15 protein-coding genes are annotated in these 14,535 nt (G+C 29.4%); 12 read left to right on the top strand and 3 right to left on the bottom strand.

Annotation, left to right across the window (positions count from 1 at the left end; all coding sequences use genetic code 11):
* From B2P65_RS09080 to B2P65_RS09065, 4 genes are all read left to right on the top strand, one after another.
* Window positions 1-1,302 carry an alpha/beta hydrolase gene (locus B2P65_RS09080; protein ID WP_346879213.1) on the top strand — a complete coding sequence of 434 codons (1,302 nt, stop codon included), beginning with the start codon at window positions 1-3 and terminating at the stop codon, window positions 1,300-1,302.
* A 78-nt stretch (window positions 1,303-1,380) separates the two neighbouring features.
* Entirely contained in the window at window positions 1,381-2,298 is a 918-nt protein-coding gene (locus tag B2P65_RS09075) for a GNAT family N-acetyltransferase (RefSeq protein ID WP_346879212.1), read from the top strand.
* Between the two features lie 46 nt (window positions 2,299-2,344).
* Window positions 2,345-4,090 (top strand): ABC transporter ATP-binding protein, encoded by a 1,746-nt coding sequence (locus tag B2P65_RS09070; RefSeq protein WP_346879211.1) that lies wholly within the window; start codon window positions 2,345-2,347, stop codon window positions 4,088-4,090.
* The gene (locus B2P65_RS09065; protein WP_346880028.1) at window positions 4,087-5,853 is read left to right on the top strand and encodes an ABC transporter ATP-binding protein; all 1,767 of its coding nucleotides are present in this window, start codon (window positions 4,087-4,089) and stop codon (window positions 5,851-5,853) included. The genes B2P65_RS09070 and B2P65_RS09065 overlap by 4 nt, the downstream gene beginning before the upstream one ends.
* A 142-nt stretch (window positions 5,854-5,995) precedes the next feature.
* Here the strand turns inward: B2P65_RS09065 and B2P65_RS09060 are convergent, their stop codons facing one another.
* Together B2P65_RS09060 and B2P65_RS09055 are read right to left on the bottom strand one after the other, a co-directional pair.
* Window positions 5,996-6,529: a GNAT family N-acetyltransferase gene (locus B2P65_RS09060; RefSeq protein WP_346846510.1), complete on the bottom strand. Its 534-nt coding sequence runs from the start codon at window positions 6,527-6,529 to the stop codon at window positions 5,996-5,998.
* 30 nt (window positions 6,530-6,559) lie between these two features.
* Window positions 6,560-7,171 carry a histidine phosphatase family protein gene (locus B2P65_RS09055; protein WP_346880027.1) on the bottom strand — a complete coding sequence of 204 codons (612 nt, stop codon included), beginning with the start codon at window positions 7,169-7,171 and terminating at the stop codon, window positions 6,560-6,562.
* Between the two features lie 371 nt (window positions 7,172-7,542).
* Here B2P65_RS09055 and B2P65_RS09050 point away from each other — a divergent pair, with 371 nt between their 5' ends.
* The 7 genes from B2P65_RS09050 to B2P65_RS09020 all read left to right on the top strand — a co-directional run bounded on the left by B2P65_RS09050 (window position 7,543) and on the right by B2P65_RS09020 (window position 12,978).
* Window positions 7,543-8,409, top strand: a complete 867-nt coding sequence (locus B2P65_RS09050; RefSeq protein WP_346880026.1) for a CAP domain-containing protein — start codon at window positions 7,543-7,545, stop codon at window positions 8,407-8,409.
* A gap of 368 nt (window positions 8,410-8,777) precedes the next feature.
* A complete protein-coding gene (locus tag B2P65_RS09045) occupies window positions 8,778-9,296 on the top strand; it encodes an NUDIX hydrolase (RefSeq protein ID WP_346880025.1) in 519 nt (172 codons plus the stop codon).
* Window positions 9,297-9,337: 41 nt separating this feature from the next.
* Window positions 9,338-10,378 carry a S66 peptidase family protein gene (locus tag B2P65_RS09040; RefSeq protein ID WP_346880110.1) on the top strand — a complete coding sequence of 347 codons (1,041 nt, stop codon included), beginning with the start codon at window positions 9,338-9,340 and terminating at the stop codon, window positions 10,376-10,378.
* Between the two features lie 4 nt (window positions 10,379-10,382).
* Window positions 10,383-10,913: a 2'-5' RNA ligase family protein gene (locus B2P65_RS09035; protein ID WP_150842363.1), complete on the top strand. Its 531-nt coding sequence runs from the start codon at window positions 10,383-10,385 to the stop codon at window positions 10,911-10,913.
* A 159-nt stretch (window positions 10,914-11,072) separates the two neighbouring features.
* Window positions 11,073-11,612 carry a 2'-5' RNA ligase family protein gene (locus tag B2P65_RS09030; protein WP_346846514.1) on the top strand — a complete coding sequence of 180 codons (540 nt, stop codon included), beginning with the start codon at window positions 11,073-11,075 and terminating at the stop codon, window positions 11,610-11,612.
* A gap of 36 nt (window positions 11,613-11,648) precedes the next feature.
* A complete protein-coding gene (locus tag B2P65_RS09025) occupies window positions 11,649-12,188 on the top strand; it encodes a DUF402 domain-containing protein (protein WP_035134925.1) in 540 nt (179 codons plus the stop codon).
* 265 nt (window positions 12,189-12,453) lie between these two features.
* Complete coding sequence (locus B2P65_RS09020) at window positions 12,454-12,978, top strand: biotin transporter BioY (protein WP_346846516.1); 525 nt, start codon at window positions 12,454-12,456, stop codon at window positions 12,976-12,978.
* A 58-nt stretch (window positions 12,979-13,036) separates the two neighbouring features.
* Here the strand turns inward: B2P65_RS09020 and B2P65_RS09015 are convergent, their stop codons facing one another.
* The gene (locus B2P65_RS09015; protein WP_150842366.1) at window positions 13,037-13,300 is read right to left on the bottom strand and encodes an ATP cone domain-containing protein; all 264 of its coding nucleotides are present in this window, start codon (window positions 13,298-13,300) and stop codon (window positions 13,037-13,039) included.
* Between the two features lie 247 nt (window positions 13,301-13,547).
* Between B2P65_RS09015 and B2P65_RS09010 the strand changes: the two genes are divergently transcribed.
* The gene (locus tag B2P65_RS09010) at window positions 13,548-14,471 is read left to right on the top strand and encodes a DMT family transporter (protein WP_346846517.1); all 924 of its coding nucleotides are present in this window, start codon (window positions 13,548-13,550) and stop codon (window positions 14,469-14,471) included.
* Window positions 14,472-14,535 lie beyond the last annotated feature (64 nt).

The raw sequence follows: 14,535 nt of genomic DNA, 5'->3' as shown, positions 1-14,535 counted from the left end.
TTGAGGTATCTATTAGATAACCTTATTGCTAAATTAATTATGAAGAATAAAAAAATGTTAAGTCCAATGATATTAAAACTTGAAGAGGATATGAATTCTGGAAATGATAATGCTATAGATATATTTTGGGAAAAGATCGAAAGAGAAGGGGCGCCTCTTATTGAAGACATAGAGGGAGATGAAGAAAATTCAATTGTAACTGTAATTTGGAGACAGGATAGAGAAATTGATAATATATTTGTTTTCAGTGAAATCTTTGGAGGATGGATGTTCGGAGAAGGCGATAAAAAAACTAATTTATATAGATTAGGCAATAGTGATTTATGGTATAGAAGTGCTATTTTATCTAAAAAAGCTCGTTGTTTATATACATTGATAGCAAATGTTAATGAAGAGTATGAATGGAGGGATGAAGATGTAATCATAGATCCTCTTAATCCTAAAACTTATACACCTGTAAGAGATGAAGAAAATCCAGAAGATATAGCGCTTCTTGTACCTACCGAAAATATAATTGAGATGCCTGAGGCTAAAGAAAAAATATGGACAAAGGAAAGAACTGATAATAAAACAGGAAAAATTCATATGTCTAGATTTAAACTTAAGTCAGATAAAAAGGAAAGAAGAGTTTGGATATACACCCCTTATGGATATGAAGAAGATGGAAGTGATAACAATCTAATGGTGTTTACTGATGGATGGGAATATATAAACTTAGTAGAAGCTCCCAAAATACTAGATAATCTCATAGGTGATAGGCATATAAGTCCTACCTGTGCTGTATTTATTGAAGGCTCAGATAATAGAGCAAAAGAATTAATTTGTAATAATGAATTTTTAAAATTTATTACAGAAGATATATTACCATGGGTTAGGGAAAATTATAAGGTGACAAAAAATCCTAAAAATACAATTATTACAGGATTAAGTTTAGGTGGACAATTTGCAGCTTATGCAGCACTTAATGGATATGATATATTCGGAAATGTTCTATCACAATCAGGAGCCTTTGCATGGTTTATTGATGATAAAGGAGAAATACAACTTGATTCTGAAGGAAATAGTAAACTAATAGAGGAATACAAGGATTCAGAGGTATTACCAATAGACTTCTATTTAAATATGGGAAGCCTAGAGGGATTTTCAAAAGGTCATGTGGAGGCAAATAACAGAATGATAGCTACATTAAAAAGTAAAGGATACAATGTAACTTCTGAAACTTTTATAGGTGCTCATCTTTATTATGATTGGCAAGATAATCTAGCAAATGGTGTAAAAGCTTTGTTAGTAGATAAAAAATAAAGAGGTTAATTAAATAAAATTATTAGATAATTTTTATTATTAAAATGATTTGAACAGATACTTAAGGGGGTATAGTATATGAAATTTCAAAAGTGGTCAAAGGAAATATTAAGTTATGAATTAAGGGATGGATATAGACTAGAAAGGGCTGATAATAAAGGGTTCACTGATTACTATACAGTTTACTCACAGATGAACATTGCCAATGGCTTCTTTAAGAAAAGTTATGACGTAATGAGAACTGTAGTTGATGATGAAGATGAATGCTTTTGGATTATTAAAGATGATAAAAAAATAGGTGGAGTGTTTATAGAACCTAATAATATATCAGAATTATTCATTATACCTCCCTATTCAAATGTAGATTTATTATTAGAAAGACTTAAAGAAATTCTAGTTTTTTGGTCAGATACTACAAAGGATATACTTGCGGATATAGTACAACCATCTTTAGTTGAAAATTATGAGAAAATAGGATTTAAGAAAATTGAAAGCGGTAGGTGGATGATAAGACCGACAGAAGAATTCAATATTATGTGGAGAGAAGGTTTTTATGCGAATTTACCTAAAAGAGAAAATCAAGGAGAAATAGGAAAGTTACTTTATGAGGCATTTGAAAACAATGTGAATCTTCATAGTAGTTATACTCTAGAGGAATATACAGGTTGGGTAAAAGAATACTTTGATGATTATTTAGACAGTGACATGCTAAATAGAGCTTCTACCCTTGTATATGATGGGAATACTAATGAGCTAGTGGGAGTTTGCTATGTATCACTTTGGCAGGAATGGCCTTTAATATCTCAGATAGCTGTTAAGCCAAGCTATGAAGGCAGGGGTATTGGAACTAAGATGCTAAAAAAGGCGCTTACTATTCTAAAGAAAGAATATCCTGTAGTTAGGCTGTATGTTGATATAGGAAATGAAGCTGAGGAGGTTTATGAGAACTTAGGCTTTTTAAAGGGACTTGAGCTGACACAGATGAAGTTAGTTTAATTAAAAGAAATGGTTTCAATATAATCAATTGAAAGGAGGGATGACAATGAAGTTGCCAATAAAAGATTACTTTGGATTATTATATAAGTACTTAAAAAAGCAAAAAAATATGGTAATACTACTATTTTTTATATTAGTTATTAACTTAGTAATACAATTAGCTAACCCACAAATATTGAGATATTATATTGATGCTGTAACAGAGAATTTGGGCAGCGAAAATTTAGTAATAGCAGCTCTGTTATTTATAGCTTTTGGAATTATAAGGCAAGTATTTAAAATTATATCAACTTATATTAGTGAAAAGGTTGGATGGAGAGCAACTAATGCATTAAGAGGAGATTTAATAGAGCACTGTATAAACTTAGATATGGATTTCCATAAAACACATCAATCAGGAGAGATGCTTGAAAGGGTTGATGGAGATGTAAATGCTCTATTTAGTTTCTTCTCCACTTTTGTATTGCAATTTATATCAAATTTAGGACTTTTAATAGGAATAATTTTATTGCTATATAAAGAAGATTGGAGGATTGGATTAACATTAACCATGATTGCTATTTTGGATATGGTTGTAATGAAATATATAGAAAAACATTCATCAAAGCATTGGGAAAAATCAAGGGAATATAGTGCGCAGTTGTATGGTTTTTTAGGGGAACACATTACTAGTGTGGAAGATATAAATACTTGTGGCAGTAAAAATTACACTATGAATAGTTTATATAAATTATTTAGAAAAATGCTGCCCGTTGAAATAAAAGCCAGTTTAGGCCACTATTATATGTGGATAGCTAACATAATTGTCTTTGCATTAGGTAATGCTGCAGCATTAATACTTTCAGCGTATTTTTATGGGAATTCATTAATAACCTTTGGTACTGTATATTTAATATTTCACTATGTTGAGCTTATGGCTAATCCACTAGAAGAAATCAGATCACAGATGCAAAAACTTCAAAGAGCTGAAGCAAGTATTAAGCGTATAAAAGAGCTTTTGCAAATTAAAAGTACAATAAAGTACGGCTATAATGGTCTAAATAGTAAAGATTCTATTGATGTAGCTATAGATGGAGTTTCATTTAGTTATGAAGATGGAGAAGCTGTACTTAAAGATATAAATATTAATATAGAAAAAAATACTATTTTAGGAGTACTAGGTCATACAGGGAGTGGTAAAACTACCTTAGCTAGGTTAATTGTAAGGATATACGATGTATGCAATGGAGCTATTAGATTTAATGGAGAGGATTTAAAGAGCTTCACTAAAGAAAGTTTAATGGAAAATATTAGTTATGTTACTCAAGAAGTACAAATTTTTCATGCAACAGTTAGAGAAAATCTCACACTCTTTAATCCTAGTATTAAAGATGAAACTATACTTAATATCATTGAAGATATTGGATTAATGCCATGGCTTAATAATTTACCCCAAGGGCTAAATACTATTCTAGATAATGGTGGTAGTGGCTTATCTTCAGGAGAAGCTCAACTTCTCGCTTTTGTAAGAGTGTTTCTTAAAAATCCCAAATTAGTTATTTTAGATGAAGCTACTTCAAAACTTGATCCAATCACTGAAGGACTTATAGATAATGCGCTAAATAAACTACTCCAAAATAGGACTTGTATAATTATAGCTCATAGACTTGGAACAGTTGGTAGAGCAGATAGCATTTTGATTCTTGAAGAAGGAACAATTGTAGAGTACGGCAATAGAAAGAAACTTTATAAAGATAATAATTCAAAATTTTATAATTTACTACAAAAGGGTATGGAGGAGGTGCTGGCATGATAAAAAGTAAAAAGGAGAAAATTCCAGTGCTTGAGTATGTTGGTAAGATGATAATGTATAGACCATGGTATTATTTACTCAACTGCTTTTTATGGATAACAATTCATATGTTTCCACTGATACCGGGTTTAATTACTAAGAGATTTTTTGAAGTCTTAGAGAAAAGTGGAGGGTTGAATAGTGAAATTCTAAGCCTTATGGCATTAATTTTAGTAGTAGCATTAACTAGATCAATTATTATAGCTATGGGTGGAAGAGTAGACGCTAACCATAGATTTTCTATGAGTGGATTACTTAGAAGAAATCTACTAGAGTGTATTATAAATAATCCATTAATTGAAAATAAGACTTCTTTAGGTGAGTCTATGAACTGTTTTAGAGATGATATAGAAGAGATTGAGACTGTTATAAGCTTCACCTTAGATATAATTGGGGATGGATTATTTGCTTTAGGAGCACTAATTATTTTATTAACCATAAATGTAAAGGTAACTTTATTTATTTTTGCTCCTTTAGTTATAGTAATATTATTATCACAAAAGGCTATGAAGTATATTTCAAAATACAGGACTACTGCTAGGGAAGCAACTGGTGATGTATCAGGGGCTATAGGGGAAATATTTACTGGAATACAAGCCATAAAAATATCTGGAAGTGAGAAGTATATAATTAATAATCTAAATAATCTTAATGAAAAAAGAATGAAATATATGGTGCGCGATAAGATTTTTGTAAATATCATGGATGCTATATATGAAAATGCTGTAACTATTGGTACTGGATTTATATTGCTATTAACAGGTAAATATATGCTGGAAGGGAGCTTTTCAGTAGGAGATTTTTCACTATTTCTATATTATCTTCCCTTTGTAGCTGATTTTGCAGGCTTCCTTGGAGAAATTTTTGCTAGGTATCAGCAAGGGGGAATTGCATTTAAGAGAATGTTTAAACTCTTAGATGAAAATATGGAAAAAGAGTTATTAGCTCATAATTCATTATATCTAAAAGGTGAATTAATTGAAGAGAAATGTAAACAAGAAGATATAGAATTTAAGAGTTTAGAGGTTAAGGAGCTAACCTATAAGTATAATGAAACTAGTGGTATAGAAAATATTAACTTAAGAGTAAATAAGGGTGATTTAGTAGTAGTTACAGGAAGAATTGGAGCAGGGAAGACAACTCTTATAAAATCTATTTTAGGAATGTTACCTGTAGATAGTGGGAAAATCTATCTAAATGATGAAGAAGTTAAAAATAGTAGTGAAAAGCTAACACCGCCAATAGTAGCTTATACATCTCAGAATCCTAATTTATTTAGTGATACTATTAAAAATAATGTTCTTTTAGGACTAAAGGATGAAGGAAATAAATTGGAGCAAGCTATATATTCAGCAGTTTTAGATAGGGATATTAAGAATTTTAAGGATGGAATAGATACCTTGATAGGTTCTAAAGGAGTAAAACTTTCCGGAGGTCAAAGACAAAGAGTAGCTGTGGCGAGAATGTTTGCAAGAAAGGCTGATTTATATGTCTTTGATGATATATCTAGTGCCTTAGACATAGAAACAGAAATAAAGCTTTGGGATAGGATGTTTGAAAGAAAAAATATAACAGCCTTAGTAGTTTCTAATAGACATGTAGCCTTAAAGAATGCAGATAAAATTTTAGTTATGAAGGATGGAAAAATTGCAGGACAGGGAAGACTTGAAGAACTTCTTGAAAACTGTGAGGAAATGAGGCAGATATGGGGCCTTGAAGCTTAGAAGATAGCCTATATAGAAGAAGTTTCTGAATATCCAAAGTTAGACTTTATTTACCTATTCAATAGGAGGAAGGAGATTAATTACATGTTTAATTAATCTCCTTCCTTTTAAGCATTTTATACTGAGTTAAATATAATATATTTTATAAGATATATTCCATATGATAATCAAAGGGCTCAAGACTATACAGCTTTTTATTTACTTCTTTAGTTAGTATACATCCCATACACCTATAAAAGGTTTGAGCATTTTCACAAGATGAGGCAGAGATATAAACTTTACTAGCCTTTAATTCTCTAGCTTTATTAATACACATGTTAAATAGTGTTTTCCCAATACCTTTATGGCGGTGGCTGTTTGTAACGTGAAGATTGGACAATTGAATATATTGTTTTTTACTTCCAAAGAATTCATTTTCTAGGGAAGCAAATCCTACTAATTTACTTTCATCAAAGGCTGCAAAAACTGAACCACCTTTTTCAAATGTAGATTTTAATTCATTAGATATGCATAATAGCTCATTATTATCCCAATTCTCTTCATAATAGATATCTTTTAGATACTCACTTCCATCATCTCTTAGTCTCCAAGCTCTGTATATTTTCTCATGTCTATCAAAATCATTTAATAGTTCAGGAACTAAGTCAGTTATTTTTAATTCTTTATATATCATCATTTATTTCCTTTCATAACTTATATTAATAGATTATTTCCTATCTAAGGTATCTAAATGAGATAATTTATTTGTATAAATTATTCTATGACAACAGCTAGTTATCTGCCAGTGGTGTATTCCAGTATCACCTGTAGATATAAAAAGTTGTGAATTTATAGGAAGCTCAAGAAAACTTCTAAAAAGCATATTTATAATACCACCATGAGCAACAATGGCTATAGTAGAATCAGAGGAGTTTTCGCTAACTATCTTTGATAATATGGATTCACCCCTAGCTCTGAATTCTATCATACTTTCCATTCCATACATAGATGTGTGAGGCCATCTTATAGCAGGTTCAGGATAGCGCTGATTTGCCTCTTCTCTAGATAACCCTGCTAATAGTCCATTATTAAATTCCATAAGCCCATTTTCATATATAATAGGAATGTTAGTAGCATTAGATAATATTTTAGCAGTTTCACTAGCACGTTTTAACGGACTGGAATAAATTTTATCAATATTATAATTAATTGATAAAAAATTTGACATAGCTAAACCTTGCTTATTTCCAAGCTCTGTTAATGGAAAATCTGCTCTTCCTTCATGAACATTTAATATGTCTGCTTCTGATTGACCATGTCTAATTACAATGATATCCAAATTTATAGTTCCCCCTCATAATTAATTTAAGGTTATAAAATAATTATATAATATAAATAAAATGAATTATATGAATTTTTAGTTAAATATAATTGCAATTAAGTGTCTATTCATAGGTGAAGAATAATAAATTTTTTAATAAATTTAAATTTATATATAGATTATATTCATTTATTAACCTGGAAAAGGGTAACAATTATAGCATCTGTATTATAGTTAGTAGAAAAATTTATGGAAGAGAGGAACGTTATTATAAGTAAATAATATGAAATTATTAATTATTATAGAATCATAGGAAGTGTTCTACTAATAAAAAATTCTATATTTTATGTTATAAATAAATAATAAGGGAATTAAAAGGAGTGATACTAATGAAAAGGAAACTTATTACATTAATTATATGTGGAGCATTAGCAGGCACTGCACTGGTAGGATTAACTTTACAAAATAATTCTAAGTACATTAATAATTCAACAATTGAAAGTGTAGATGAAAAAGAAGACACAATAGAGGACAAGAGAAATGAAATTGCTTTGTCTGATGAAGTAGATGAAAAAGATAAAAACAGTAATGAAGAAATAAACCTTAGTAAAGATACTAGGTTATCTAGGGGTGGTGGACAAGCTGATAATTCACAAAATGATAAAAATGTAGTTAATAATGATGAAGGAAGTAATTTAGAGGAAAAAGAAAGTTCTAATACTACAGTTAATAATCAAGAAGAAATAACTGGAGGTAATTCTTATAGTAATACTGAAAAGTCATCGGTACCATCTCAGGAAAAAGTGAATACACCATCTAAATCAACTACACCGACTACAACAGTTACAGGTGATTTTTCATCGCAAATAGAACAGCTTATATTTACAAAAGTAAATGAAGAGAGAGCTACAGCGGGTATGAGCACCCTAAGTTACAGTAATCTTATGGAGAAATACGCAAGAATAAAATCAAAGGATATGGGAGATAAAAATTATTTTGACCATAGAAATCTAGAGGGTGAGCTTATAACAGCACAAATGGCTAGAGATGGTATTTCTTATAGATCTTGGGGAGAGAATATAGCTTATATAGGTGGAGTATCTGATATAAATGAACTTGCAAATCAATTTATGATAAATTGGATGAATTCACAAGGACATAGAGAAAACATACTATCTCCTAACTTTACAAGTATAGGTGTTGGTGTATATAAAGCTGGGAATAGATACTATGCTACACAAGAGTTTTATAAATAATAGTACAAGCATTAAAAGTTTCACTGTAAATATATAATTAAGGATTAAATTAAAAAAGCACTAAGATAAAAAATATCTTTAGTGCTTTTATTTTACATAAAACATTTATTAAAAGTTATTATTCATTTGTTAATACTGTAAGTTTATTGTAATATATAATAAAGGTTAATCCGATGACTACCAGCTCTAATACTCCATCTTTTTCAAAGTGGGAGTAAGAGCTGGTACGTCCCTGGATAACGATTTCCCCTAAAGGACAACGACTTCTAAGTATCAAATAAATTGATACTAAGAATTCTGTTAGTAAGCTTCAGAGAAGCTAAGAACTCTGTTTATAGAGTAATCTTATATTGGTAAGGAGTGGAATAATGAAAGTTAATTTTTATAAATTTAGCGAAATAGATGATTATAAATTGAAATTTGCAGTAATAATGGCAAGATATATGAATCAATGGATATTTGTAAAGCATAAAGAAAGAGATACTTGGGAGATTCCAGGAGGACATAGAGAAGAGAATGAAAGTATAAAGGATACTGCAAATAGAGAATTGAGAGAAGAAACAGGAGCTATAAAATTTAAACTTAATCCTGTAAATATATACTCTGTTGTAAGGGAGAGTAATGACACTGATGAATATGATGAATCCTATGGGGCACTTTTCTTTGCCGATATTGAGGAGTTAGGTGAACTTCCTAACTTGGAAATTAGGGAAATTTGCTTATTCGATAATCAACCTAAAAATCTTACTTATCCATCAATACAGCCTCATTTATTTAATAAAGTTTGCAGAATATATACTTTAGATGATGGAGCAAGTATAAATAAACCTATAAGCATTAGGCAGGAGGGAGTTAAAAAATGGGAAAAAACTTTGAAGATGTGTTAAAATCAGATTATAAAAACAATGAAGGAAATGATTTAAACTCCATGGGACTTAAAAAACCCATTATGTTAATGGAAGGAGATAAAGTTGCAACTATAAGTCTATCTTGGGGCGGAGCAGGAGATGAAAATATTCTTTGGAGATATGAAGTTGGGAAAAAAAGACTCCAAGAAGATTTTGGGCTTCAAGTTATTGAAATGAAGACAACTCTTAAGGGTACAGAATATGTATACAATAATCCAGAAGAACGGGCAAAGGATTTGATGGAAGCTTTTAAAGATCCTTCGATTAAAGGTATTTTTTCTTGTATCGGGGGCGATGAAAGCATAAGAATTTTACCTTATATTGATTACGAAGTAATAAGAAATAATCCCAAAATTTTTATTGGTTATTCTGATAGTACAGTTACACATTTTATATGTATGAAAGCTGGAATTTGTAGCTTTTATGGACCTGCGGTACTTTCTGAATTTGCAGAAAATATAAAAATGTTTGACTATACTAAGTTTTATATAAATAGAGTATTATTTACTAATGATGTTATTGGTAATATTAGACCATCAGAAATTTGGACAAGTGAACATCTACCTTGGCAAATAGAGAATAAATTTATTCCAAGAAAAGTAAATAAAAATATGGAATATGAAATATTACAAGGAAGTGGAAAGGTTCAAGGACATTTAATAGGTGGTTGTATTGATGTATTAGAAATGTTAAAAGGAACTGAAGTATGGCCAAGTAGTGACAAGTGGAAAGATGGAATATTGTTTTTGGAAACATCAGAAGATAAATCAGAACCTACTTATGTGGAATATTGGCTACGAAACTATGGAGCTCAAGGAATTTTACAAAATATAAATGGAATAGTTTTTGGAAAACCTTATGATAATGTTTATTATAATGAGTATAAGGAAGCTTTTATTAAGGTCATAAGAGATGAATTGAAACTAAAAGATTTACCAATACTATTTAATGTGAATTTTGGACACACAGCACCTATGATTACAATTCCTTATGGAGCAAAAGCTGAAATAGATTGTGAAGAGAAGGGTTTTTCAATAATAGAAAGTGGAGTTAGGAAGTGATAAAATGAGATACGTTATTGTTTCCGTTATAAAGGGAGAAGCAGGAGATTTTAACAATAATCTTAGAAAAGAAGTTTATGATAAGTTTAAGGCTAAGTCTTCAAAATTACCTGCACATTTTACTATAAAAGCCCCCTTTGAATATGATGGAGATATTAAAGAACTAGAGAAATCTATAGAAAATTATTGTATATCTCATAAAAGAGAGCCTTTAGAGATTAACGGTTATAATCACTTTGATGATAGAGTGATATATATGGATATGATAATGAGTGAAGAGGGAAAGGCTCTTCACGATGAATTAATTAGTAAAATGAGTAGGATTCCTTATATTGAATTTACTAATAAAGATGGTAAGGATAAAATATTTCATATTACCATAAGTTCAAAAAGAATAAAAACCATATATTATGATCTTTGGAATTATGTAAATAAGTATCCATGCAATTTTCATGGCTATTTTGATAATGTATGTATTTATAGGTGGGAGACTAATACTTGGGTATTACATAGAGAGTATCTTTTCCAAAAGTAAAATAATATAATAACTACTGAGTGATAATTTAATATCAATAGTTGTTATAGAAAATTAATATAGATATAGTTATATATATAATTAAAATTACAATAAATTTTTAGTTTATGCTAGAATAAACTTTATATATTTATAATATATATCTGGATAGGAGTAGCTATGGGTAATGATATAAAAAGATGTATAATGATATTTCCAGAGTTTCAAAATATAAATACAATTAATGAAATAAGAGAAACTTATGATCCTTTTGTAAATAATGTGAGCCCTCATATAACGTTAGTCTTTCCTTTTGAAAGTAAAATTAAAGAGTACCAATTGAGGAATTGGATGAATGAAGCATTAAAGGGTGTAAAGCCCTTTAATGTGGAACTTGAAGGAATAATAAAAATTAGCAGTGATTCAAGTTTATATTTATGTTTAGAGGTAAAGAAAGGCAAAGAAGAAATAAGAGAAATTCACAGTAGATTATATGATGGAATACTTAAGGCGTATAAGCCACAGTGGTTAAGTCAGATTGAATTTATACCACATATGACTATTGGTAAATTTAGTTCTGAGGAAGAGCTAAATATTGCTTATAAAAAAATTGGAAACGTGAGAGAAAAGTTTTTTTCTAAGGTGGACAAGATATCTGCAGAAATTGTAGTTAAAAATGACAGATCGATTAGGGAAATAGAGATTAATTTACAAGAGTAGATTATATTAATAAGCATTATAAGGAGACGATATATAATGAAGAGAAGATTTGCTAATAAGCCAGATTGGAGTAGAGTATTAAGGAAAGAGTTTAAAATTGAATTCATAGATAATGAAGAGTTAAGAGGATATATATCAAGTATCCATATGAAAGAGATAACAGAACCCTTAATTATACAAACTAAGGGTGTGGATTATTGTATTGTGGATAAGGAATATTCTTGGATTCAGTATTTTCCAGAAAATAAAAACTATGTATTAACAGTTATGATTGATGAAAAACACAATATAATTCAATGGTATTTTGACATTTCAGAAAAATATGAACTTACTGAGGATGGAATACCTTTTTATGATGACTTATTTTTGGATATAGTAGTGTTAACTACAGGAGAAGTAATTTTATTAGACGAAGAGGAATTAGAAGAGGCTTTAAATAATAAGGAAATAACAGAAAAACAATATGGAGATGCAAAAGAACAGGCTAAGGAACTTATTGTATGGATAAATAAAAACTTTGAAAAATTATATGAACTTACTAAGAAATATTATAACCATTTACAAAATATTTCTTAGGAAATATATTACATATAAGAAATGTTTTGTATAAGATACCTCTGAGCATGTTTCAAACAAAGTTGAACATTTCATAAGGATTAGTGTAATATTTTTTAGTATAGGTACAATTTAAAAAATCCACAAAAGAAATTGTAAACCTAATCTTAATAAAAAGATTACAATTTTCGCAAAAGCTATAGAAATGGATGTACACATATGTTAATATATGAGGGAATAAATATTTGAAATAAATATAATAAGTATTAATATTGGAGGTACAACATTGAAAATTACAACTAAGAACATTATATTATGCGCTATTTTTGCTGCATTAACAGCTATTCTCTCACAAATATCAATACCACTGCCATTTACTCCTGTTCCTATAAATCTTGCTATGATATCAGTTTTTATTGCAGGAGGTTTGTTAGAAACTAAGATAAGTGCAATTAGTCAATTGGTATATGTAATAATTGGAGCTATCGGAGTTCCTGTTTATGCAAACTTTACAGGGGGGCTTGGAATTCTAGTTGGTCCTACAGGGGGATATATAGTAGGATATATTATAACTACAATTATAATTGGAGTTATAGTTAAAAGGTTAGGGAACAGTATATATTCTTATACAGTGGCTATGGTAGTAGGTATCTTAGGATGTTACTTCGTAGGAACAGTATGGTTTATGCATATAATTCAAAGTGGACTAATAGAGGCGTTGCTTATGTGTGTAGTACCATTTTTAATTGGAGATATATTAAAAATCATTTTATCAGCTTTCTTAGTTAAAAAGTTAAAAAAATATGTATAGAGGATTAATAAAAGCACGGTAGATATTAACTACTGTGCTTTTTATAACTGATTTAGGATTAAAGTATATTTAGCATATATGACTTAGCTATGTTTTTATATCCATATTTAATTAATGCTTCTACTACAATACTTCTTACTTCATAACCAGTAGTTATTTCTCTAGATAAAGATATTAAGATTGACTCTACATCTGAAACAATTAGTTCTAGTTCTTTAGAGTTAAGTTGAATATCTACATCAGAGCCAGCATTTTCAACACTAGTTTTAATTTTTGATGGTTCAAAGGAAACAACATTTCCATTCTTCTTTATAAATTTCATTTAAACGCCTCCTTACTATAGTTATTATTCACACATAAGTTTATTTATAGTAATTATACACTTAAATATATAATAATAACATATATTTAAGTAATAAAATTGTAGTACTAATAAAATTTTATTTAAAAGAGGAATAATGAAAAATTTGTAGAATTTAATAAGTATATGTTAAAAAACATATAGATTATTCATTATGAGAAATAAATTTTCTCATAATGAAAAAGGTTTAAATTGAAAGGGGATTATTATGACTAAGACTCAACTAAAAGCAAATATTTTACTTCTACTTACAGCTGCAATATGGGGGTTAGCATTTGTAGCTCAAAAGGTAGGAGCAGAACATGTAGGGGCTTTTACATATAATGGTATTAGGTTTGCCCTTGGAAGTATATCGTTGATACCGTTAATTTTATTTTTAAATAAGAAAAAGGGGGAAAATGAGAAAACCAAAAATAATGATAGAGATTCTTTAAAACTTACAGTTAAAGCTGGGATAATTGCGGGTTGTGCCTTGTTTATAGCAACAAGTCTTCAGCAAATGGGAGTTATGGGTACAACTGCCGGAAAGGCTGGTTTCATTACTGGACTCTATATGGTTATAGTTCCTATATTAGGATTATTTTTAAAGCAAAAGGTTAATAAAAGTACTTGGCTAGGAATAGTTATAGCAATTATTGGATTATATTTATTAAGTATTAATGAAGATTTTTCTATATCAAATGGTGATTTATTAGTATTAATAGGATCTGTAGGATGGGCTGTACATATTTTATTAATTGACAACTTTACTAAAAAAATAGATCCATTAAAGTTATCAAGTGTACAATTTGCTACATGTTCAATTTTAAGTTTAGTAATGGCTATTATATTTGAAGATATTAATATGGTAGGGATTTCTGGAGCTATGGTATCAATATTATATGGTGGGCTTTTATCTGTAGGAGTTGCATATACTCTTCAAGTAGTAGCACAAAAAAATGCAAAACCGTCACATGCAGCTATACTTCTTAGCATGGAATCTGTATTTGGTGCATTAGGAGGTGCTATGTTCTTAGGAGAAAGAATTGGTGCTAGAGGCTTAGTTGGATGTATACTTATATTTATAGCTATAATAATTTCTCAACTAAAGCCTTCAGAAAAAGGTTCAAAAGATATGGTAGAAAATATTTAATATTATATTAAAGCTTGTACTATAGCTACTGCAATTATGAATGTAGTAGATTATAATACAAGCT

This window comes from Clostridium sp. UBA3061, assembly GCF_002367465.1.
Lineage (GTDB): Bacteria > Bacillota > Clostridia > Clostridiales > Clostridiaceae > Clostridium_J > Clostridium_J sulfidigenes.
The sequence above is the reverse complement of the archived record's forward strand: the minus strand, read 5'-3'. Positions and strand labels throughout refer to the sequence as shown.